Raw genomic sequence first — 22,402 nt, forward strand, 5'->3', positions numbered from 1 at the left:
GGCGGCCTCGGTGGCCGCCGGTGGCGTGCTTTGGCAGGCGCCCAGCAGCAAAGAAAATGCGACAAGGAGCAGATAACGGGAGGCGAACGACTTCATTCCTGCGACTCTCTATTTGCGCAAAAAACGAGCAAGTCTACACCCCTCGACGGGGCAGAACAAAACTCAGCAGAAACAGCACGGCGGCCGTCACTACAATCGACGGGCCGGCCGGGGTGTCCTTGAACCAGGACAGTGCCAGCCCGCCACACACGGCGAGTATGCCCAGCAGGCTCGCGCCCAGTGCCATCTGTTCCGGCGAGCGGGCGTGACGTTGTGCCGCAGCGGCCGGGATGATCAGCAACGAAGTGATCAGCAACACGCCGACGATTTTCATCGCCACGGCAATCACCACGGCGATCAACAGCATCAGCGCCAGGCGCAATCCTGCCACGGGCAAACCTTCGACCCTGGCCAGTTCTTCATGCACGGTGATCGCCAGCAATGGGCGCCACAATGTAACCAGCAACACCAGTACCGCAGCGCTGCCGCCAAGAATCCAGGCCAGATCGGTCGGACTGATCGCCAGCAAATCGCCGAACAGATAGGCCATCAGGTCGATCCGCACTTCGTGCATGAAGCTTAGTACCACCAGGCCCAGGGAGAGCGTGCTGGGTGCGAGAATTCCCAGAAGTGTGTCGGACGCCAGCGGCTGGCGTTGTTGCAAAGTCACCAGCAACACCGCCAACAGCAAGCAGCCAACGGTCACGGCAACGGTCGGGCTGACATCCAGCAGGAAGCCCAGGGCCACGCCGAGCAATGCGGCGTGGGACAGGGTGTCGCCGAAATAGGCCATACGCCGCCAGACCACGAAAGACCCCAATGGGCCTGCGACGACGGCCAGGGCCAGGCCTGCAAGCAGGGCGTAAAGTAGAAAATCAGCCATGCTTGCAGCTATCTCCGTGCACATGGGGTTGGCCCGACGCGGGCGCCTTGACCACCGAGCCATGCAAGTCGTGAGCGTGGTCGTGATGGTGGTGATAAATCGCCAGGCTTTGTGCGTTTTTTCCGAACAGCTCGACGAAAGCCGGATCGCCGCTGACTTGTTCGGGATGGCCTGAACAGCAGACGTGACGATTGAGGCAAACCACCTGATCCGTGGTGCTCATCACCAGATGCAGATCATGGGAGACCATCAGCACGCCGCAACCGTGGCGGTCGCGCAGACGGGTGATCAGGCTGTACAGCTCAGCCTGGCCGGCCACGTCGACACCCTGTACCGGTTCGTCGAGCACCAGCAGTTCCGGTTCGCGCAACAAGGCCCGGGCCAGCAACACGCGTTGCATTTCGCCACCGGAAACGCTTTGCACCGGGCTGTCGATCACCTGTTCGGCGCCGACTTCCTTGAGTGCCGCCAAGGCCATCGCCCGGTCCACGCCCGGCACCAGGCGCAAGAAACGCAGGACCGACAGCGGGAGTGTCGGATCGACGTGAAGTTTTTGCGGCATGTAACCGACCCGCAGTTTCGGCTTGCGCCAAACGCTGCCGCTGTCTGGTTTCAACAGGCCGAGCACGGCACGCACCAGGGTGGTTTTGCCGGCGCCGTTGGGGCCGATCAGGGTCACGATCTGCCCCGGCTCGACGCTCAGCTCAATGTTGTCCAGCACCGGTTGCCCGGCGAACGTGACCGCAACCTGTTCAAGACGGATCAGCGCGTTGCTCATCAAGCCCCCTGGCAACCCGAACAGAGACCGATCACTTCGACGGTCTGGCCTTCGACGATAAACCCGACATCCCTGGCGCTGGCGATGATCGCGTCGCTGATGGATTTTTGTTCGAGCTCAATGGCGGCGTGGCACACGCGGCAGATCAGGAACTGACCCTGGTGAGCATGTTCCGGGTGATTACAGCCGATGAAGGCGTTGAGTGAGGAAATCCGATGGACCAGGCCGTTTTCCAGCAGGAAATCCAGTGCGCGGTACACCGTCGGCGGTGCGGCGCGGCGACCGTCCTGCTCGCTGAGGACCGCGAGAATGTCGTAGGCACCCAGGGGCTTGTGGCTTTGCCACACCAGTTCCAGCACCCGCCGGCGCAATGCGGTCAGGCGCAGGCCTTGACGTGCGCACAGGGCATCGGCCTCGGACAAAGCGCTGTGAACGCAATGTGAGTGGTCGTGGGGACGGCTGGCGATCGGTGTTTTTAGCATGAGCGGCGACGAGTTTTGTGAGAGACGTTATTATGTTACCCGTTCTCGCCTCTTCGAGTGGTCATCGTGTCCCGACTTTTTTCTATCTTTGTCGCATTTATCGCAAGTTTTCTGCTGATCGGTTCGGCGCAGGCCGAGGTCAAGGTCCTTACCAGCATCAAGCCCCTGCAGTTGATCGCCGCCGCGGTGCAGGACGGCGTGGCGATTCCGGAGGTTTTGCTGCCACCCGGCGCCTCGCCGCATAACTATGCGTTGCGCCCCTCCGACGTGCGCAAGGTGCAATCGGTAGACCTGCTGTACTGGATCGGTCCGGACATGGAAGGTTTCCTGCCACGCGTGCTCAACGGCCGTACGCTGCCTAGCGTCGCGGTGCAGGATTTGCCGGGCATGAAACTGCGCCGTTTTGCCGAAGATAGCCACTCCCACGCCGAAGAAGCCGACGAACACGACCACGATCACCGCCCGGGCAGCCTGGATGCGCACCTGTGGCTGTCACCGGTTAACGCCCGGGTCATCGCGACGAAAATGGCGACCGACCTGAGTGCCGCCGATCCTGACAATGCCGCGCGCTATCAGAGCAATCTGAAAGCCTTCGACGAACGTCTCGATGCATTGGATGCGCGCCTGAAGAAACGCCTGGCCGATGTTCAGGGCAAACCCTACTTCGTGTTTCACGAAGCTTTCGATTACTTCGAAGACGCCTACGGCCTCAAGCACGTGGGTGTGTTCAGCGTCGCAGCCGAAGTGCAACCCGGTGCCCAGCATGTCGCGGCGATGCGTGCGCGTTTGCAGGAAGTCGGCAAGACCTGCGTGTTCAGCGAACCACCGCTGCGTCCGCGCCTGGCAGAAACCCTGGTGGCGGGTTTGCCGGTGAAGCTGGCTGAACTGGATGCGCTGGGCGGGTACACACCGGCGACTGCCCAGGGTTATGAGCAGGTGCTGGAAAAGTTGGGGGATGATCTGGCGGGGTGCCTGGAGTCGCTTTAATTAATGCAATGACCCTGTGGCGAGGGAGCTTGCTCCCGCTGGACTGCGCAGCAGGCCTAAAGAAGGGGTCGCTTCGCAACCCAGCGGGAGCAAGCTCCCTCGCCACAATTTAAAGAGCGAAAGGCAATGGTGTATTGACCGTCTGCCGCTGCGCCAGGCGCAACTGGAACTCCATCGGATCGTGAATCAACACGTCCTGCCCGGCGAACGACTCTGCCGCGATCAAGCGTGACAACCAGAACCGTACGCAAGCCACCCGCAGCATGGTCGGCCACAACTCGGCTTCGGCAGCGGTGAATGGTCGCAAGGCCGCATAAGCGCCCAGCAAGGCCCGCGCTCGCGGTCCATCGATCACGCCATCGTCATCCGAACACCAGTCGTTCAAGGCAATCGCCACGTCGTAGAGCATCGGCCCGGAGCAGGCATTGTAGAAATCGATCAACCCGGTCAGGTGCGTGCCTTCGAACATCGCGTTGTCGCGGAACAGGTCGGCGTGAATGTTCGCCCGCGGCAGAGCGAGGATTTTTTCTTTCTGCCGGGTGATTTCTTCCAGCGCCCGTTGCAGCAGGTCTTTCTGCTCGGCACCGAGGTGCGACAAAAACTGCGTACCCTCTTCCAGCATCCAGTCCAGGCCGCGATCGGTTTTGCGCTTGATCATGTTGGCCTGGGTCGCCAGATGCAGATGGCCGAGCAACTCACCGACCTGCGCGCAATGTTGCGCATTGGCTTGCTTGATGTGCTTGCCGGCCAGGCGCGGTTGCAGCAACGCAGGTTTGCCCGCCAGTTCGCGCAAGGCCACGCCGTCAGTGGTGCGCAGGGCGTAAGGCACCGGCAGGTCGGCGCCGTGCAGCACGTCGAGCAGTTCGATGAAGAACGGCATTTCCTGAACCGGACCGCGCTCGACCAGGGTCAGGACAAATTCGCCCTGCTCCAGGCTGATAAAGAAGTTGGTGTTTTCGCTACCGGCGGCAATCCCCTGGAAATCAAGCAGGCGGCCGAGGCCATAAGGGGCGAGAAAAGCTTCCAGCTCGGGCCGAGCCAGGGGGGTGAACACAGACATGTTTAAACTGCCAGTACGGGCGCTGCTGTTGAGCCAGCGCCGATTAAAGTTAAGGACGACTTACCACTTAAAAATTTCCCACGCCGGAATCAGCATATCCGGGTAATCAGAGCGGATGAAGTTACCTTCTGATCCGTCGGCGCGTACCAGGAAATACGGCTTGCCGCCTTTGGGCGTGACTTTGATCGCATACAGAAAACCGTTTTGGCGGTATTCCTGGATGAGCTTGTCCCCTTCCGTGCGGATCGTGACATCTGGCTCCGGTGTCGGCGCATCGTCCGCCGCCATGACGGCCAATGGGGCGATTGCAAACAAGCCAGCCAGCAACAGGCGATTTGGTGTGCGCATGATAACCTTGTCCCTTTGTCGTCAACGGTCCCGCTATTCTAGCGCCGGACCCGCCGAAAAGGTTGATCCTGCTCATGAGCCAAGCCCCCCTCGTCCTGGTGGACGGTTCTTCTTACCTGTACCGCGCCTTTCACGCGCTGCCACCGCTGACCACGTCCAAAGGCCTGCCGACCGGTGCGGTCAAGGGCGTGTTGAATATGCTCAAGAGCCTGCGCAAGCAGTATCCGGACAGTCCGTTCGCCGTGGTGTTCGACGCCAAGGGTGGGACTTTTCGCGATGACATGTACGCCGAATACAAGGCCAACCGTCCGAGCATGCCTGACGACATGCGCGTGCAGATCGAGCCGCTGCACCAGAGCGTGATCGCCCTGGGCTTCCCGCTGCTATGCGTCGAAGGCGTCGAGGCCGATGACGTGATCGGTACCCTGGCCCGCAGCAGCGCGGCGGCGGACCGTCCGGTGATCATCTCCACCGGTGACAAGGACATGGCGCAACTGGTCGACGGGCACATTACCTTGGTCAACACCATGACCGGTAGCAGCATGGACGTGGAGGGCGTGAAGGAGAAATTCGGCGTCGCTCCGGAGCAGATCATCGATTATCTGGCGCTCATGGGCGATTCTTCCGACAACATTCCGGGTGTTCCGGGTATCGGCCCGAAGACGGCTTCCGGCCTGCTGGTCGGTGTGAACGGCGGTCTGACCGAGCTTTATGCGCAGCTCGACATCGTGCCGACCCTGCCGATTCGCGGTGCCAAGACCCTGCCGGCCAAACTCGAAGAGCACAAGGAAATGGCCTTCCTTTCCTATCAACTGGCGACCATCAAGGTTGACGTGCCGCTGGACATTGGCCTCGACGACTTGCAAATGGGTGCGGAAGATCCGGCGAAACTCTACGAGTTGTACAGCCTGCTGGAGTTCAAGAGCTGGCTGAACGACCTTGATCGCGACGCCAAACGCCTGGAACTGAGCGCTGCCGCCGAGCCTGCGCCGGCCGCCGATCTGTTCAGCGAATCCGAGGCCGAAGCACCGGCCGCCGCTGTTGAGGCCGCCTATGAAACCATCCTCGATCAGGCGCGGTTCGATGCCTGGCTGGAAAAACTGAACAACGCCAAGCTGTTTGCCTTCGACACCGAAACCACCGGCATCGACGCGCAGCAGGCGCAACTGGTGGGTCTGTCGTTCGCGGTTCAGGCCAACGAAGCGGCCTACATCCCGTTGACCCATTCCTACATCGGCGTGCCGCAGCAACTGGACCGCGACACTGTCCTGCGCGCACTCAAACCGATTCTGGAAGACCCGGACAAGCTCAAGGTCGGCCAGCACGCCAAGTTCGACATGAACATCCTGGCCAACTGCGCCATCGGCGGCGATCAGGGCAACGGTATCACCGTGCGTGGCATTGCCTTCGACACCATGCTTGAGTCCTACGTGCTCAACTCCACGGCCACGCGCCATGACATGGACAGCCTCGCGCAGAAGTATCTGGACCACACCACGGTGAGCTTCCAGGACATCGCCGGCAAGGGCGTGAAACAGCTGACGTTCGATCAGATCGCCCTGGAGCAGGCCGGGCCTTACGCCGCCGAAGATGCGGATATCACCTTGCGTCTGCACCAGACCCTGTTCGAAAAGCTCTCGGCCATTCCGAGCCTGGCCAGCGTGCTGACTGACATTGAAATCCCGCTGGTGCCGGTGCTGGCGCGAATCGAGCGCCAGGGCGCATTCGTCGACGCCGCCCTGCTGGGCGTGCAAAGCATCGAACTGGGCGACAAGATGGTGGCTCTGGAGCGTGAGGCTTTCGAGATTGCCGGCGAGGAATTCAACCTCGGATCGCCCAAGCAACTTGGCGTGATCCTTTACGAGAAGCTTGGCCTGCCGGTATTGAAGAAAACCGCCAAGGGCCAACCGTCCACTGCCGAAGAAGTGCTGGCCAAACTGGCGGAAGACGACTATCGATTGCCCAAGGTGCTTATGGAATACCGCACCATGAGCAAGCTGAAAAGCACCTACACCGACCGACTGCCGGAGCAGATCAACCCGCGTACCGGGCGGATCCATACCTCGTATCATCAGGCTGTGGCATCCACCGGGCGCCTGTCCTCCAGCGATCCGAACCTGCAGAACATTCCCGTGCGCACCGCCGAAGGGCGTCGCATCCGCCAGGCCTTCGTGGCCCCGCCCGGTTACAAGCTGCTGGCGGCGGACTACTCGCAGATCGAATTGCGGATCATGGCGCACCTGTCACGGGATGAAGGGTTGATGAATGCCTTCCGCCACAATCTGGACGTACACACCGCGACCGCCGCCGAAGTGTTCAAGGTCGAACTGGCCGACGTGACCTCCGACCAGCGCCGCAGCGCCAAGGCGATCAACTTCGGCCTGATCTACGGCATGGGTGCGCAGAAGCTCGGCAAGGACATCGGCGTCGACACCAAGACCGCCAAGGCCTACATCGATACGTACTTCGCCCGGTATCCCGGCGTTCGCCAGTACATGGACCGCACGCGTGCCCAGGCCGCCGAGCAAGGTTATGTCGAGACGTTCTTCGGGCGTCGCCTGTACCTGCCGGACATCAATTCCAACAAGCCGCAAGAGCGCGCCGCCGCCGAACGCACGGCGATCAACGCACCGATGCAAGGCACCGCTGCGGACATCATCAAGAAAGCCATGGTCGCGGTGGACAACTGGCTGACCGCGTCTGGCCTCGACGCCAAAGTCATCTTGCAGGTGCACGATGAATTGGTGCTTGAAGTGCGTGAAGATCTGGTCGACCAGGTTCGCGATGAAATTCGCGTGCACATGAGCGAAGCCGCGAAACTGGATGTGCCGTTGCTGGTCGAAGTGGGTATTGGAAATAACTGGGATGAGGCTCACTGAGCCTTCCTGTAGAAAAACGTCGTGTTCTGCTGCGGCATAGTGCCGCGGCAGAAGGGCGCAAATCGCTTGGTCCGGAAAATTATTAGGGTTATTCCAAAGCCATTTGAAAAAAATCTGAACTAATCTTGCAAACCACCACTCAGAGTTACTGAATGGCTGGTGAAGCCCTTCGATGCTCCTATGTTGTGTTAAGTGTTGGCAGATATCTGGACCCCGCCCTAGCGGTCTAGAGCTTGAACCCCGGAACTTCCCCTCCCCATAAGAAGTCCGGGGTTTTTTTTGCCTGCAGAAAACTGCCTGGGGGACGTCCCAGACAGTTTTCGTGGCTTACTGGGCTTCTACCTCGACACCCTTGTCCGCCAGCTCCATCCATCCAGCCAACACTGTGTAGGCATCTTCCAGGCCCATACGTTTTGGGGCCGAGAAAAGCTGAATTGTCACGAGATCGCCCCAGCCCTTGCGGATTTCCGCCTGAACCTTGAGCAGCGTGTTCTTGGCTGCGCCATAGGTCAGCTTGTCCGCTTTGGTCAGCAGGATGTGCATCGGCATGCCGGCAGCCACGGCCCAGTCGAGCATCAGCAGGTCGAAATCGGTCATCGGATGGCGGATGTCCATCATCAGGATCAGACCTTTCAAACTCTCGCGCCCACCGAGGTATGCCTCCAGGTGACGCTGCCAGTGTTGCTTGAGCGGGATCGGTACTTTTGCATAACCGTAGCCCGGCAGGTCGACCAGACGGCGTTCATCGTCTAGCTTGAAGAAGTTCAACAGCTGTGTGCGCCCCGGTGTTTTCGAGGTGCGCGCCAGGCTGGCATGAGTCAGGGTGTTCAAGGCACTCGACTTGCCGGCGTTGGAACGCCCGGCGAAGGCGACTTCGAAGCCCTCGTCATCCGGACATTGGTCGACTTTGGCGGCGCTGAGCATGAAGGTGGACTGTTGGCACAGACCGAGGATGGGATTCTTGAGTTGCATGGGATTTCCGATGTGGGCGGCGCCAGGAATGGGTGCGGCAAGCAGTGTCGCTTCCGTTTCAGTGACGCCAGTATATAATGCCGCAGATTTTGTGTGCGCTTTGTCCCAGCGTAGGATGAAGTTCACGAGAGCGACAGACCTTGATTGCGCACTAGAACGCAGCACGCTCTCAACCCTGAAAAGGTCGTTTTATGACGAAATGGCTGCTAGCTGCCGGTGTCTTGATGCCGCTTTACAGCGCTCAGGCTACACAGGATCCGGACGCTGTGTACAACCGTGTTTGTGGTGCCTGTCATTCCGGCCAACTCCCCATGGCGCCGAAAAAAGGCGATCAGGAAGCTTGGGCGCCGAGGTTGGCGAAAGGTATGGAGACGCTGGTGCAACACGTGACCCAGGGTTTCAAGGCGATGCCGCCGCGTGGTTTGTGCATGGACTGCAGTGCCGAGGATTACCAAGCCATCATCCTTTGGATGAGCGAGTAAGCCCGGTCCATAACTCTTAACCCTTAGCCGTAGTTGGATTAGCTGATGAACAAATTGATCGTGAGTCTGCTGTTGACCGTGGGCATCTCCGGCATGGCCCATGCTGCAGGTGAGCCAGTAAAACCTGGTGACAAAGCAGCTGGCCAGGCAAAAGCCGCCGTATGTGGCGCCTGCCACGGTCCGGATGGCAACAGCATGGCGCCAAACTTTCCGAAACTGGCGGGTCAGGGTGAACGCTACCTGACCAAGCAATTGCTCGACATCAAGTCAGGCAAGCGCACCGTTCTGGAAATGACCGGCCTGCTGACCAACCTGAGCGATCAGGATCTGGCGGACATCGCCGCCTACTTCGCCAGCCAGAAAGGCAGCGTCGGTGCCGCCGACGAGAAGCTGGTCAAGCGCGGTGAGAATTTGTTCCGTGGTGGTGACATGGCCAAGGGCCTGCCAGCCTGCACCGGCTGCCACTCGCCAAATGGCGCAGGTAACGCAGCTGCCGGCTTCCCGCACCTGGGTGGCCAGCACGCTCAATACGTCGCCAAGCAACTGACCGATTTCCGCAAGGAAGACGGTGGTCGCACCAACGATGGCGATGCCAAAACCATGCAGACCATCGCCAAGCGGCTGAGTGACGAAGACATCGCCGCGGTGTCCAGCTACATCCAGGGCCTGCACTAAGGCCAGCGGATCGGGCGTTGAGCGGAGTACATATCGCTTGCAACGTTAACGCTCGATTAATCCGTCACAGCAAGTATAAAAAGGGTGGCTTTGGCCGCCCTTTTTTGTGGCCGCTGCCGTTACACTACAGAACTCAAGCCCGCCAGGATCTGTCTGAAAACAAGTCGCGCGAGGCGATAAAATTTGTCCAGGAGTAAAGCATGCGTAATCTGATCATCAGCGCCGTTTTTGCCGCTGCCAGCCTGTTCGGCATGACTGCCCAAGCCGCTGAAGCCCCCGCCGCACCTTATGTCGAACTGAGCAATCCGGTTCCGGTCGCCGTGCCTGGCAAGATCGAAGTGGTAGAGCTGTTCTGGTACGGCTGCCCGCATTGCTACGCCTTCGAGCCGGTGATCAATCCGTGGGTCGAGAAGCTGCCTACGGACGTGAACTTCGTGCGCATCCCGGCCATGTTCGGTGGCGCGTGGGATGCTCACGGTCAGATGTTCCTGACCCTTGAAGCCATGGGTGTCGAGCACAACGTTCACGCTGCGGTGTTCAACGCGATTCAGAAAGAACACAAGAAGCTGACCGACAAGGATGACATGGCCGACTTCCTCGCTACCCAAGGCGTGGACAAGGAAAAGTTCATCGCGACGTTCGACTCTTTCGCAATCAAAGGTCAGATCGTCAAGGCGCGTGAACTGGCCAAGAAGTATGAAATCTCCGGCGTCCCAACCATGATCGTCAACGGCAAGTACCGCTTTGACGTAGGCTCCGCCGGCGGTGCCGAACAGGCCCTGCAACTGGCCGACAAACTGATCGACAAAGAGCGAGCGGCTAACAAGGCTGCCGTCAACTAAGGGCAGTCACTGCCATGCGCCGATGGGGTACTGAACGCATCGTTGGCCTGCATGATCCGCGGGTCAACGAGCATCATCTGGAGTCCACGGGCTTGCCCGCAGACAGTCGTCTGCGCTTGCTCAGTTTCAATATCCAGGTCGGCATCAGTACCGAGCGCTACCGGCATTACCTGACCCGGGGCTGGCAGCATCTGCTGCCGCACACCGGGCGTGCCGATAATCTGCAGAAAATCGGCAATCTGCTGGGCGACTTCGATCTGGTTGCCTTGCAGGAGGCCGATGGCGGCAGTCTGCGTTCAGGCTACGTCAATCAGGTCGAACACCTGGCCCAGCTCGGCGCCTTCCCCTACTGGTATCAACAACTCAATCGCAATCTCGGTCGCCTTGCCCAGCACAGCAATGGCGTGCTCAGCCGATTGCGTCCGTGGGCAATCGAAGATCATCCGTTGCCGGGCCCAAAAGGTCGCGGAGCCATTTTGGTACGCTTCGGCGAAGGCCCGGAAGCGCTGGTGGTGGTGATGATGCACCTGGCGCTGGGCGCCCGGGCGCGCAGCCTGCAACTGGCCTACATCCGCGATCTGATTGGCGATTACAAACACCAGGTACTGATGGGTGACATGAACACCCATGCCAGTGACCTGCTGCAAAATTCCGCGTTGCGCGATCTCGGCCTGCTCGCGCCGCAACTGGAAGCAACGTTTCCCAGCTGGCGCCCACAGCGCTGCCTGGACCATATCCTGCTGAGCCCGAGCCTGACCCTGGAAAAGGTCGAGGTACTGGCACAGCCCATTTCCGATCACCTGCCGGTCGCGGTAGAGATTCGTCTGCCGGGTTCGCTCGCGGCCGATGCATTGCCCGCGTTGAGTCCTGCCCTTCGCGGATCCCATGAATGAGCGACGAAGCACAGCGCTGGAAAGAGAAATACCTCAAAAGCATCGAACAACAGGAAAAGCTCGAACGTCGCTGGGACGCACGGCTCGATTTGCTGCGTCGTGGGCTGGTGCGCAGCACCCTGGCGGCGGAGGGTACTGACCGCGCCGTTGATCAATGCATGAAGGAAATGCGTGAGGTCGTGCGCACCGATGACATGGACGCCGGCCTGGCCGCGCTGATTCCACGCCTGGAAAAAGCCGTGCTCGACTCCGAGCAGCGTCGGGAAACCCGGATCAACCAGACCAGTGCCGCCCTGACTGCACTGGTCACGCAACTGCAAACATTGCCGCTGCCACGGGATGTGAGCCGGCCACTCAAGAGTTTCGCCAAACAACTGGATGCGCGGGTCAGTCAGGCACGTGAGATACCGTTGTTGCTCAGCGAGCTGAGTGGTTTGCAAGGCAAGGCCCTGAGCCAGCTGGAGACTCCGACGGAGACCGGTCGGCCGGGCTTGCTGCAGCGATTGTTCGGCGGTCGTGAAGTGGAGGAGACGGCCACATCGCCTGCCCAGGTCTGCGCCTCGTCGTCTGTCGAAGCGGTGGCCCCGCCTGTTGCCGAGAACCCTGCGGCAATTATCGAGTCGGCCCCGGTCGTGACTGAACCGAGCGTCTCCGAGGCCCCCGCTGCCGAGCGCGTTGAAGCAGAACCTTCGCCTTCCGAACCCCTCGTGGTTGAGCCTGCTCCGGTAATCGTGACCTTTGCATCGGCGGTCGCGGAGCCTCATCCCGCCAGCATTTCAGAAGTGCAACCCGGTGCCGGAATCGAATCGGTCGAACAATCCGTTTCGCAAACCATCGCGACTGTCCCCGAGCCGGAAGTGAACCCTGACGAGCTGACCGCGCAAACATCGCCGGATAGCCTGCCCTTGGCGGAGATTGCGACCGAGGGCGTGGCCGTCGTCGATCAGGCGCCCGAACACGATATTCTCTACGCGCTCCCGGACTCCCCCGAGCCTTCCTACAGCTCGGTGGCCAGTCACATCGAAGAAACGCTGCTGGGGCTGCTCGACGATCTGACATTGCCCGAGCGGCATCGCCCGCAAGCCGAATCCATGCGCGATCGTCTGAAAAACGGCTTGAACTGGTACGAATTGCTACCGATTCTCGATGACTTCGCCACGTTGATGCTGGCTATTACCGACAGTGGCCAGCATGAGTTCGAAGCCTATCTGCAACGGCTGAACGAGCGCCTCGAAGCGTTTCAGAGCAACTTGCAGGCCGCCACCGCAGGACACGCCGACAATCGTTCGGCGGCGCGGCAGATGGACACGCAAATCCGCGAACAGGTCGATGGCTTGCAAAGCAGCATGCAGGAAGCGGCAGACCTGGATGATCTCAAACACGTCCTGGAAAACCATCTTGAAGGCTTGCTGGGCACGATGGACCAACACCAGAAACAGCGCGATGAGCGCGAGCAAGAGGTCGCTGCGCGCCTGCACAGCCTGGCCGAGCGGGTTGCTCATATGGAGCAGGAGGCCCAGGGTTACCGCGAGCACCTTGAAGAGCAACGGCAGAAGGCATTGGTCGACCCGTTGACCGGCCTGCCCAACCGCGCGGCCTGGAGCGAGCGCCTGGATCATGAAGTCAAACAATGGCAACAACATGGCAACTCGCTACTGCTGGCCATGCTCGATCTCGATCACTTCAAGCGCATCAACGATAACTACGGGCACCTGGCCGGTGACAAAGTGCTGAAAATCATTGCCAGTGTGTTGCGCAAGCGTCTGCGCGGGACAGATTTCATTGCCCGGTTTGGCGGCGAAGAGTTTGTGCTGTTAATGCCATCCACGGTGCCGGCGGCGGGGTTGAAGCTGCTGGAAAGCTTGCGTGCCTCCATCGAGGCCTGTCCGTTCCACTTCAAGGGAGAGCCGGTAACCATCACCGTTTCTATCGGAATGACGGCGTTCAGGTCGGGTGAACATGGTGATCAGGTGCTTAAAAGAGCCGATCAGGCGTTGTATCGGGCAAAAAATGCCGGCCGCAACCGGGTGGAGCCGGGCTGATCATTATTTGTTCGATTTGGTTTAATTCCATGGGATTGCCGCCAGCTCGCAAGGCATTACGTTACACTGTTGCATTATTGTCTTGTGTGTACTGCCTTTCGCCATGAAATATTTTGCTCTGATCCTATCGCTGATTGTGCTGGCCGGTTGTGCCAGCGGTCCCCGTTTCGACACCAGCCACCCTTCGGCCAATCATGACAGTCGTGTGCAGTTTGTGGTGCTGCATTACACCAACGCCTCGCTGGAGCGTTCGTTACAACTGCTGACTCATGGCGAAGTCAGCAGTCATTACCTGATCGGTGACGACAAGGGCGCCACCATCTACAAACTGATGGATGAAAACCTGCGGGCCTGGCACGCCGGGGAAAGCGAATGGAACGGCCGGACCTGGCTGAATTCCAGTTCCATCGGTATCGAAATCGTCAATCCGGGCTTCAAGGACACCCCGACCGGACGCGTGTGGTACCCCTACACCGAAGATCAGGTTCAGTCCTTGATCGTTCTGCTCAAGGACATCAGCAAGCGTCACGGCATAAGGCCTGGCGACATCATCGGCCATAGCGATATTGCTCCGATGCGCAAACTGGACCCGGGGCCGTTGTTCCCCTGGAAACGTCTGGCCGCCGAAGGCTTGGGCATCTGGCCGAACGAACAGTCGGTGGCGCGCCAGCAAATGCAGTTTGCCGAGCAGTTGCCGAGCATCAGCTGGTTTCAGGCACAGTTGGCCCGCCTGGGTTATGCCTCGCCACAAACCGGCGAGCTCGATGTCGCGACACGAAATGTGATAGCGGCATTTCAGTTGCATTTCCGCCCGGCGCGCTTCGATGGCACTCCGGATGCGCAAACCGCCGCGTTGCTTTTGGTGTTGAACCAGACAAAATAATGACGCCCGCCCGACGGTCCGGACATTTTTCCAATCAGCAGCTATAACTCATTGGTAATTCTTCGGATATTACAAAATGCCTGCTGCCCGAGAGACGCTCCAAAGTTGGTTCCATCGCCCCTGGTTTTTGGGGCTGCTGGCTGCTGTCTTGAGCGCAACGTTATTGATGGCCGGCAGTCTGTTCGTCGCCATACACCAGATCGAGCAAAACGAAAGCGAAGAAATGAATGCTCAGGGTGAGCGCTTCCTCGCCCGCCTGGAACAGCTCTTCGGGCAACTGCGTGAAAGCCTTGACGACCTTGAAGCGCAACCGTTGCGCGGTTGCGATGCCGAAATGATCGCGACCTTGCAACAGGTTTCGTTCAATTATCGCTTCGTCTACGAAGCCGCTTACATGGACTCCTCGCGGATCTGTTCCAATCGGCCTCGCCAGGAAGGGCTGTCGCTGATTCGATCGCCAGACATCAAGGGCCCGACTTACAGCTATTGGCTCAACACCACCACCGAACCCGATGAAAACCGCGCCGCGCTGATGCTTGGGCGCGGGAACTTCCGGGTCGCGACGTCTCGTGGGCACTTGACCGACATGGTCGACCTGTCGCCGGGAAGCAGCCTGCTGGTGGTCCTTGACCATGGCGCCCGGGCGATTCCGGTGCTGGGTGTTTCTCAGGTTTGGCCGCCGGCCAAGGTCTGGCCACCGAAAAACCGCGATGCGCTACAAATCACCCAGACACGCCTGATTTACCGCATGCCGACCGACAACCCGGAGTATCAATTGGTGTTGATCAGCCCGCGCAGCGGCATGCATATCCCGACGGTCTGGTGGTGGCTGCTACCGGCCAGCCTCGCGCTCGGCTTATGTGTCGGGTTCCTGGTGTTTCTCCTGATACGCCAGCGGCAGTCGCTGGATGCCGAACTGGCCGGCGCGATTCGCCGTGGCGAGTTGCAGGTGCTGTATCAACCGATCTTCGACCTCGATAGCCGCAACTGTGTCGGGGCTGAAGCGCTGCTGCGCTGGCGCAGACCGGACGGTACCCTGACCAGTCCTGACCTGTTCATTCCAATGGCGGAGAACACCGGGCAAATTCGCCAGATGACGGACTTCGTCCTGCAACGCCTGCTCGAGCAGCTCGGGCAGTTGCTGCGTGCCAATCCGCAACTGTACATTTCGGTCAATCTCGCGGCGTGTGACGTAATGGTTCCGCGGATCGGCCAGGTGATGGCGCGGCTGCTGACCCTGCACCGCGTCGCTGCGCAGCAAATTGCCTTTGAGGTCACCGAGCGTGGGCTGGTCGATGTGGTGGTGGCCCGGGAAAACCTGCAAGCGCTGCGGGATGTCGGGCACCAGGTGTTGATCGATGACTTTGGTACCGGCTATTGCAGTCTCGCCTATTTGCAAACCCTGCCGGTGGATTGCCTGAAAATCGACAAGGCGTTCATTGATGCGTTGGGTCATGACGCCGCCAGCAGCGGTGTGGCCCCGCACATTATTCACATGGCCCAGTCGCTGCACCTGAAAGTGATTGCCGAGGGCATCGAACACGAGGCCCAGGCCGAGTTCCTGAGCAGTGAAGGTGTGAAGTTCGGCCAGGGCTGGCTGTTCGCCCATGCGCTGAGCGCAGTGCAGTTCATTGAATTGATTACCCGTGGACGGCGGCGTATGGCCGGCCGGCGTCTGGATGACGAAGCATGAAGGTGACCTAAACGGTCAGCGCCATGTAGAACTGAGTACCCTGCCCCGGCCGTGAATAGACACCCATCCGCCCGCCATGCAATTGCACGATTTCCTTGCACAGTGCCAGGCCGAGCCCGGCCCCGCCCTTCTTGCGTCCAACCTGCACGAACGGCTCGAAGATCCGCCCTTGCTGACCGTAGGCAATGCCTTCGCCGTTATCCTCGACACTGATGATGACCCGGTCGCCGTGGCGCCGGGCCTGCAGGCGTATCCTCCCGCCGGGGCCGGTGTGACGCAAGGCGTTGTCGATCAAGTTGTCGAGTACCCGGTCCAGTTGTGGCTGGTCGGCCTGCAACCGCGGTAATGGCTCCTGCACTTCCACCAGCAGATTGATTTCCTTCTCTTCGGCCGAAGTGGCAAAGCGTGCCTGAGCCTGTTCCAGCAAAGCCTCGATGGAACATGGTGCCAGGCTGAGTTTCTGCAAGCCGTTCTGGTAGCGGGAGAAATTCAGCAGGTCATTGATCAACTGCATCAGCCGCTGCATCTCTTCATTCACGGTATCGAGCAGGTCGGCTTCCCGGGAATCCGGGGCAAAGTGCGCGCGCTCGCGGAACAACCCGAAGGCCATGTGCATGCCGGTGACCGGTGTGCGCAATTCATGGGAGGCGCGCAATACGAACTCGCTGCGTACCCGTTCGAAGGCACGCTGTTCCGTGACGTCATGCAGCACCATCACGGCACCGAGAATATGGCCCTGGGTATGGCTGACCGGTGTCAGGCTATAGGTCAGCAGTCGCGACTCGCCGTCGACTTCGACGCTCAAGTCTTCCGGTGCCCGCTCCAGTGTGCCGCCGCGCAGCACCAGTTGCAGCTGCTCATCGAGTTCGGGGCGCTCCAGCGCCGTGCCCAACCCTTGACCCAGACGATCGGACTCCCAGCCCAACTGACGCTGGGCCACGGGATTAAGATGTTCCAGATGGCCCTGGCGGTCGATCATCAGCAGTCCGTCGTCGATGCTGTCGAGCACGGCCTGCAAACGCTGTTGCCCGGCCAGCAGTTCATCGACGTTGGTGGCCTGATGTTCACGCAATGCCTGGGCCATGATCCCGAAACGCCGGGTCAGCTGGTTCATTTCCACCGCCGAAGAGATCGGCAGGGTGACATCGAAATTGCCCTGGCCGATATTGTCCGCTGCCTTGGCCAAAGCCTCGATGGGCTCCCCGAAACGCCGGGCGATGGCCTGCGCGGTCACGAAGCCGATGATCAATACCGCCAGGCCCACCAAACCAAGCAACCCGGCAATCAGCAATGCCCGCTCCCGGGCCAGACGCTCGGTATTGTTGATGTTATCCAGCGCGCGTTTGTGCTCGGCGATCAAGCCATTGCGCAGTGCGTTGAATTTTTCCGTCAGGCTGTCGTGGCTGCTGAGCACATTCGACGTATTTGGCGAAGTTTCATAAGCCTGGATAAAACGCTCGTAGTCGGCCTTGGCTTTTCGGAAGCCGTATTCGCTTCCGTTTTCCGCCGGTTCCTGGGCGATGCCTTCCTCCAGCAGTTCGAAGTAATGTTGCTTCGAGGCGGCGAAAGCGGCGGAGTCAGGTTTCTCGCTGAGTATGAGGATCAGTTGGTCACCCAGGGTCTGACGCAGCTTGAGCCCCAGGTCCAGGGTGACGAAGTTGTTGCGGATCAGCGCTTCCTGGCTGCCGGCCATCTGCATCACGCTGACCAGCCCGAGCAAGAGCCCGAGCAACGCGACGGTGATCAGTGCGGAAATGCTCAGGAAAAGCCGGGTCCGCAATTTCAACGCCAGTTTCATTGGCTATTGCTCACAAGTTGTACTGCTTGCGTTTGCGGTACAGCGTCGAGGCGTCGATGCCCAGGGTCTTGGCCGCTTGATCCAGGGTGTCGGCGGTGGCGAGGATCGCGCCGATGTGGGCCTTCTCCAGCTCATCCAGGCTCAGTGCAGCGCCGATGCGCGGTGCGTTGTTGACCGGGGTTTCGGCCATGCCCAGATGACTGATCTCGACCCGCTCCTGCGCACAGATAATGCTCGCCCGCTCGATCACGTTGCGCAGCTCGCGGATGTTGCCCGGCCAGCGATAACTGAGCAGCGCGTCCCGGGCCTCGTCGCTGAAGGCGCGTGCGGGACGGGCATACTCCTTGACGAAACGCGCCAGGAAACGATCGGCCAGGTTGAGAATATCTTCACGGCGTTCGCGTAGCGGTGGCAGGTGCAAGGTAATGACATTCAGGCGATAGAGCAGGTCTTCACGGAAACGACCGTCACGGGCCATGTCTTCAAGGTTGCGGTTGGTGGCCGCGAGGATGCGCACGTCGGCACGGCGGGTCACCGGATCACCGACGCGCTCATATTCTTTGTCCTGAATAAAACGCAGCAGCTTTGGCTGCAATGTCAGGGGAAAGTCGCCGATCTCGTCGAGAAACAGCGTTCCGCCGTCAGCCTGGTTGACTCGGCCCAAGGTGCTTTCGCTGGCGCCGGTGAAGGCGCCGCGACTGTGGCCGAAGAGTTCGCTTTCCATGAGCTCGGCGGTCAGTGACGGGCAGTTGATGGTGACGCAGGATTTCTTCGCTCGTTTGCTCCAGCCGTGAATGGCTTGGGACAGTTCGCCCTTGCCGGTACCGGATTCACCAAGGATCAGGATATTGGCATCGGTCGTGGCAACCTGGCGGGCGGTTTCGAGCACCACTTTCATGGCCGGGCTGTGGGAGTCCAGGCCATCCTTGGGTTTGCGCACTTCACCTTCCAGGGCTTCCAGTCGTGCCGACAGTTGCCGCACTTCCAGCTGCTTGGCAGTGGCCAGCCGCAATTGATCGGGGCTGCACGGTTTGACCAGATAGTCGGCGGCACCGGCCTGGATCGCATCCACCGCCGTGTCGACGGCTGAGTGCGCGGTGACGATCACCACCCGCATCCAGGGCGCCTGGATGCGCATCTGGGCCAGCACATCGAGGCCATTGTCTTCACCCAGGCGCAAATCGAGGAAACACAGGTCGAAGACCTGCCGCTGCAACAGGGTATCTGCCTGCGCGGCACTGGTGGCGGTGGCCACGCTGTAGCCTTCGTCTTCGAGGCAATAACGGAAAGTACGCAGGATGGCGGACTCATCATCCACCAGCAGAATGCGGCCTTGATGCTCAGTGGCTGATTCCATTTTCCTACGCTCCTTAATGAGTAATCTTGGTTGAGTCCCGGAGAAATCGGGCAAGTTGCATGATTGATTCTGGGTCATTCCTGCCATGGCAGGGTAGCTTTCATCCGATGTGTCGGTTAGCCGCCTGATTTTGCGGGTCTTTTAGATGCCCGGTATCTGGCAATAGCCAGCGTGTATTTTTGACATCCGCGCCTTCCTCTCAATTCAAAAAATTTACGACTTCCTTCAAACGAATCGTGCAATACGCACGGCCGTACGAGAGGCATCGTGCAGGATGCGTGCGAAGTGATTTCTCTGTAGATCGTAAAGTATTGATATTGAAGGAAATTAATTCAAATCAAGGCTGGCATGCAGGCTGCAATTGTCTGGTTGACCAGGGCATTCAAAAAAGCCCGCTATCGAATGCCGACCCGATCGGCAGGAGCTTCAGGATGAACCGTCAACGTGCCGCCCACCTGTACCTCTCGCCTGTGCATATCCAGCAAGGGGTGTTGGCTGTTCTGGCGCTGTTGATCACCCTGATCGGCGGCCAGCAGTTTCTGTGCAGGGAGCAGAGCCAGCAGCCGGAAGCTCCACACCTGTCGATTCGGCATCCGACCCAAACCCATTTCAGTGCTGTCGGTAGCGGTCAGGCCGATAGCCCCCCGATGCGCATGATGGATGTCGACCAGGCCGGGCCTGTGGGTGAGATACGGCATCAGGAGCGTTGGGTGTTCTAGGCAAAACTTCCGCCGCACCCGATGCGCCGGGAAACGCAGCACCTCTAAACAGAAGCGTAAGGAGAATCACCATGTTGAGCTGGGCAATCACTTTCCTGATTATCGCCATCGTCGCCGCCGTACTGGGCTTCGGTGGTATCGCGGGCACCGCCACGGGTATCGCCAAGATTCTGTTTGTCGTGTTCCTGGTGATGTTCGTTGCCTCCTTCTTCTTTGGCCGTCGCGGTCGAGGCTGACATGGGAGGCGTGTTCAAGACACTGGCAGCTGTTCTGTTGCTGGACGGTAGTGCCATGGCGAAAGCAGCCAATGACGGCCAGGCGCGGGTCAATGAATTGTTGAACACAGACTCGCATTACGTGAAACCTGGCAAGACGTCGTGAAGAAAGAGGAACGCCTCTTTCCATCTGCGCCACCTGAGGAGGGCCGGCGCATGACCAAGGGGTCGGGACGTTCTGCCCGTTTCGGGGGCGGAGTGACCTACGGGTACAGGGAGTGCCTGCGCAAGGACCGGGTCAGGAAAAGCTGCTGCGCAAGTTCGCCGGACCGCCATGGTTCGACGGGCTTGCGAAGGGCTTGATCGCGCAACATATTGAAATAGAGCGCTCGTCTCGGTTTCATCAGCGTTATCGCTTGCTGGTCCCTGTTACGTCGGAAAACACTTTTCCCGATGTTTCAGCAGCGACCGTATATCGAGAAAAATTACCTTTCTTTGGCCGCGATTTTTCGCTTCGTCCTGCGGGATTTTGCTGAAAAATCAACGCTCGGCCATTGCTCAAAAAACATCCGATCTGCTCTGTGATGGCCGGTTCACGGCACTTATGCCCGCTGAAATGTCGCATTCAAACGGTTTGCGACGTCGCATTCAGTAAAAAAAACCATGCCGATTCGGCATGGGGTAGGCGTTTACGGCATTAGACGGCGCTTCCTTGCATCGGAATAGTTGCGCCTTTTTCGCCTGCCAGAAAGCCGTAAACACGCGTTCCTGGGCACCTTATACGGGGGGCGGATGCACTGACTTTTTCGCCATAAGCGTTCCAGTTCGTGCATCTCCCTGACTCAAACAACAAGTAAGGGTAAAGATATGAAGAAGGCAAAGCTTAGCCTCGCCTGGCAGATCCTCATCGGTCTGGTATTGGGGATTGCAATCGGTGCGTTGCTCAACCATTTCAGTGCCGAAAAAGCCTGGTGGATCAGCAACGTCCTGCAACCGGCAGGCGATATCTTTATCCGTCTGATCAAGATGATCGTGATTCCGATCGTCATTTCCTCCCTGATCGTCGGTATTGCAGGCGTCGGTGACGCCAAGAAGCTGGGGCGCATCGGCTTCAAGACCATCATCTACTTCGAGATCGTCACCACCATCGCCATCGTGGTCGGTCTGCTGCTGGCCAACCTGTTCCATCCGGGTGCCGGCATCGACATGAGCACCCTGGGCACTGTGGACATTTCCAAGTACCAGGCCACGGCGGCCGAGGTTCAGCATGAACACGCGTTCATCCAAACCATCCTCAACCTGATCCCGTCGAACATCTTTGCGGCCATGGTTCGCGGCGAAATGCTGCCAATCATCTTCTTCTCTGTATTGTTCGGTCTCGGTTTGTCGAGCCTGCAGGCGGACCTGCGCGAACCGCTGGTGAAGATGTTCCAGGGCGTATCGGAAAGCATGTTCAAGGTCACTCACATGATCATGAACTACGCCCCGATCGGCGTGTTCGCATTGATCGCGGTGACCGTTGCCAACTTCGGCTTCGCCTCGCTGATACCGCTGGCCAAACTGGTGATCCTGGTTTACGTCGCCATCGCCTTTTTCGCTTTCGTGATCCTGGGCCTGATCGCTCGCCTGTTCGGGTTCTCGGTGATCAAGCTGATGCGCATCTTCAAGGATGAGCTGGTACTGGCCTACTCCACCGCCAGCTCCGAAACCGTGCTGCCACGCGTGATCGAGAAAATGGAAGCCTACGGCGCGCCGAAAGCCATTTGCAGCTTCGTGGTGCCAACCGGTTACTCGTTCAACCTCGACGGTTCGACCCTGTACCAAAGCATCGCGGCGATCTTCATTGCCCAGTTGTATGGCATCGACCTGTCGATCAGCCAACAACTGTTGCTGGTACTGACCCTGATGGTCACCTCCAAAGGCATCGCCGGCGTACCGGGCGTGTCCTTCGTGGTACTGCTGGCCACCTTGGGCAGCGTCGGTATTCCTCTGGAAGGCCTGGCGTTCATCGCCGGTGTCGACCGCGTCATGGACATGGCCCGTACCGCACTGAACGTGATCGGTAACGCACTGGCTGTTCTGGTTATCGCTCGTTGGGAAGGCATGTACGACGACGCCAAAGGCCAGCGCTACTGGAATTCCCTGCCGCACTGGCGCAGCAAGGAAAAACTGCCGGCGGGTGAAATTTCCAAGGGCTGATGCAACACCCCTTGTGGGAGCGGGCTTGCTCGCGAAGGCGCCATGTCAGCCAGCTCAATGCTCAATGACACACCGCGTTCGCGAGCAAGCCCGCTCCCACATTGGAATTGTGCAGGCAGTAACAAACAAACCCCGGATAAATCCGGGGTTTGTCGTTTCTGGCCACCCCGCTATCA

21 protein-coding genes and 2 pseudogenes are annotated in these 22,402 nt (G+C 59.4%); 14 read left to right on the forward strand and 9 right to left on the reverse strand.

Annotated elements, in window-relative coordinates; all coding sequences use genetic code 11:
* The 4 genes and pseudogenes from PMI28_RS31660 to zur form a co-directional block, all read right to left on the reverse strand.
* Positions 1 to 96 (reverse strand): annotated as a pseudogene (locus PMI28_RS31660) (PA5502 family lipoprotein); the annotation flags it as partial.
* A 37-nt stretch (positions 97 to 133) separates the two neighbouring features.
* Positions 134 to 922: a zinc ABC transporter permease subunit ZnuB gene (znuB, locus tag PMI28_RS08700; RefSeq protein WP_007989405.1), complete on the reverse strand. Its 789-nt coding sequence runs from the start codon at positions 920 to 922 to the stop codon at positions 134 to 136.
* Positions 915 to 1,700: a zinc ABC transporter ATP-binding protein ZnuC gene (znuC, locus tag PMI28_RS08695; RefSeq protein ID WP_007989407.1), complete on the reverse strand. Its 786-nt coding sequence runs from the start codon at positions 1,698 to 1,700 to the stop codon at positions 915 to 917. The genes znuB and znuC overlap by 8 nt, the downstream gene beginning before the upstream one ends.
* Complete coding sequence (gene zur, locus PMI28_RS08690) at positions 1,700 to 2,182, reverse strand: zinc uptake transcriptional repressor Zur (protein ID WP_007989409.1); 483 nt, start codon at positions 2,180 to 2,182, stop codon at positions 1,700 to 1,702. Before zur ends, znuC begins: the two co-directional genes overlap by 1 nt.
* Positions 2,183 to 2,248: 66 nt before the next feature.
* Between zur and znuA the strand changes: the two genes are divergently transcribed.
* Complete coding sequence (znuA, locus tag PMI28_RS08685; RefSeq protein WP_007989410.1) at positions 2,249 to 3,169, forward strand: zinc ABC transporter substrate-binding protein ZnuA; 921 nt, start codon at positions 2,249 to 2,251, stop codon at positions 3,167 to 3,169.
* Positions 3,170 to 3,278: 109 nt separating this feature from the next.
* Here znuA and PMI28_RS08680 read toward each other — a convergent pair whose 3' ends face one another.
* Both PMI28_RS08680 and PMI28_RS08675 read right to left on the reverse strand, forming a co-directional pair.
* Positions 3,279 to 4,229, reverse strand: a complete 951-nt coding sequence (locus tag PMI28_RS08680) for a homoserine kinase (RefSeq protein WP_007989412.1) — start codon at positions 4,227 to 4,229, stop codon at positions 3,279 to 3,281.
* A 60-nt stretch (positions 4,230 to 4,289) separates the two neighbouring features.
* On the reverse strand, positions 4,290 to 4,577 hold the full coding sequence (locus tag PMI28_RS08675) for a DUF2782 domain-containing protein (RefSeq protein ID WP_007989414.1): 288 nt from the start codon (positions 4,575 to 4,577) through the stop codon (positions 4,290 to 4,292).
* Between the two features lie 74 nt (positions 4,578 to 4,651).
* Here PMI28_RS08675 and polA point away from each other — a divergent pair, with 74 nt between their 5' ends.
* Positions 4,652 to 7,456, forward strand: coding sequence for a DNA polymerase I (gene polA / locus PMI28_RS08670; RefSeq protein WP_007989417.1), 2,805 nt, complete (start codon positions 4,652 to 4,654; stop codon positions 7,454 to 7,456).
* Between the two features lie 327 nt (positions 7,457 to 7,783).
* Here the strand turns inward: polA and yihA are convergent, their stop codons facing one another.
* A complete protein-coding gene (gene yihA, locus PMI28_RS08665) occupies positions 7,784 to 8,428 on the reverse strand; it encodes a ribosome biogenesis GTP-binding protein YihA/YsxC (protein WP_007989419.1) in 645 nt (214 codons plus the stop codon).
* 191 nt (positions 8,429 to 8,619) lie between these two features.
* Between yihA and PMI28_RS08660 the strand changes: the two genes are divergently transcribed.
* The 7 genes from PMI28_RS08660 (at position 8,620) to PMI28_RS08630 (ending at position 15,938) form a co-directional block, all read left to right on the forward strand.
* Positions 8,620 to 8,910, forward strand: a complete 291-nt coding sequence (locus tag PMI28_RS08660) for a c-type cytochrome (protein WP_007989421.1) — start codon at positions 8,620 to 8,622, stop codon at positions 8,908 to 8,910.
* Between the two features lie 45 nt (positions 8,911 to 8,955).
* Complete coding sequence (locus tag PMI28_RS08655) at positions 8,956 to 9,585, forward strand: c-type cytochrome (RefSeq protein ID WP_007989426.1); 630 nt, start codon at positions 8,956 to 8,958, stop codon at positions 9,583 to 9,585.
* 200 nt (positions 9,586 to 9,785) lie between these two features.
* Entirely contained in the window at positions 9,786 to 10,427 is a 642-nt protein-coding gene (locus PMI28_RS08650) for a thiol:disulfide interchange protein DsbA/DsbL (protein ID WP_007989428.1), read from the forward strand.
* Positions 10,428 to 10,441: 14 nt separating this feature from the next.
* Positions 10,442 to 11,320 carry an endonuclease/exonuclease/phosphatase family protein gene (locus tag PMI28_RS08645; RefSeq protein ID WP_007989430.1) on the forward strand — a complete coding sequence of 293 codons (879 nt, stop codon included), beginning with the start codon at positions 10,442 to 10,444 and terminating at the stop codon, positions 11,318 to 11,320.
* The gene (locus PMI28_RS08640; RefSeq protein ID WP_007989432.1) at positions 11,317 to 13,362 is read left to right on the forward strand and encodes a GGDEF domain-containing protein; all 2,046 of its coding nucleotides are present in this window, start codon (positions 11,317 to 11,319) and stop codon (positions 13,360 to 13,362) included. Before PMI28_RS08645 ends, PMI28_RS08640 begins: the two co-directional genes overlap by 4 nt.
* 103 nt (positions 13,363 to 13,465) lie before the next feature.
* Positions 13,466 to 14,245, forward strand: a complete 780-nt coding sequence (locus PMI28_RS08635; RefSeq protein WP_007989434.1) for an N-acetylmuramoyl-L-alanine amidase — start codon at positions 13,466 to 13,468, stop codon at positions 14,243 to 14,245.
* 76 nt (positions 14,246 to 14,321) lie between these two features.
* Positions 14,322 to 15,938 carry an EAL domain-containing protein gene (locus PMI28_RS08630; RefSeq protein WP_007989436.1) on the forward strand — a complete coding sequence of 539 codons (1,617 nt, stop codon included), beginning with the start codon at positions 14,322 to 14,324 and terminating at the stop codon, positions 15,936 to 15,938.
* Between the two features lie 7 nt (positions 15,939 to 15,945).
* On the opposite strand, the gene PMI28_RS08625 is transcribed toward PMI28_RS08630, so the two are convergent.
* Together PMI28_RS08625 and algB are read right to left on the reverse strand one after the other, a co-directional pair.
* Positions 15,946 to 17,736 carry a KinB sensor domain-containing domain gene (locus PMI28_RS08625; protein ID WP_007989438.1) on the reverse strand — a complete coding sequence of 597 codons (1,791 nt, stop codon included), beginning with the start codon at positions 17,734 to 17,736 and terminating at the stop codon, positions 15,946 to 15,948.
* A gap of 10 nt (positions 17,737 to 17,746) precedes the next feature.
* The gene (gene algB / locus PMI28_RS08620; protein WP_007989440.1) at positions 17,747 to 19,093 is read right to left on the reverse strand and encodes a sigma-54-dependent response regulator transcription factor AlgB; all 1,347 of its coding nucleotides are present in this window, start codon (positions 19,091 to 19,093) and stop codon (positions 17,747 to 17,749) included.
* 431 nt (positions 19,094 to 19,524) lie between these two features.
* Here algB and PMI28_RS08615 point away from each other — a divergent pair, with 431 nt between their 5' ends.
* The 5 genes and pseudogenes from PMI28_RS08615 to gltP all read left to right on the forward strand — a co-directional run bounded on the left by PMI28_RS08615 (position 19,525) and on the right by gltP (position 22,226).
* Complete coding sequence (locus tag PMI28_RS08615; protein ID WP_007989441.1) at positions 19,525 to 19,812, forward strand: hypothetical protein; 288 nt, start codon at positions 19,525 to 19,527, stop codon at positions 19,810 to 19,812.
* 71 nt (positions 19,813 to 19,883) lie between these two features.
* Entirely contained in the window at positions 19,884 to 20,048 is a 165-nt protein-coding gene (locus PMI28_RS29850) for a DUF1328 domain-containing protein (RefSeq protein WP_007989444.1), read from the forward strand.
* 1 nt (position 20,049) lies between these two features.
* Positions 20,050 to 20,210 (forward strand): annotated as a pseudogene (locus PMI28_RS30680) (inhibitor of vertebrate lysozyme family protein); the annotation flags it as partial.
* Between the two features lie 95 nt (positions 20,211 to 20,305).
* Positions 20,306 to 20,563, forward strand: coding sequence for a hypothetical protein (locus PMI28_RS30685; RefSeq protein ID WP_162130417.1), 258 nt, complete (start codon positions 20,306 to 20,308; stop codon positions 20,561 to 20,563).
* Positions 20,564 to 20,894: 331 nt separating this feature from the next.
* Positions 20,895 to 22,226, forward strand: coding sequence for a glutamate/aspartate:proton symporter GltP (gene gltP / locus PMI28_RS08605; RefSeq protein ID WP_007989452.1), 1,332 nt, complete (start codon positions 20,895 to 20,897; stop codon positions 22,224 to 22,226).
* The last annotated feature ends 176 nt before the right edge of the window (positions 22,227 to 22,402 follow it).

The organism is Pseudomonas sp. GM48, from assembly GCF_000282335.1.
Lineage (GTDB): Bacteria > Pseudomonadota > Gammaproteobacteria > Pseudomonadales > Pseudomonadaceae > Aquipseudomonas.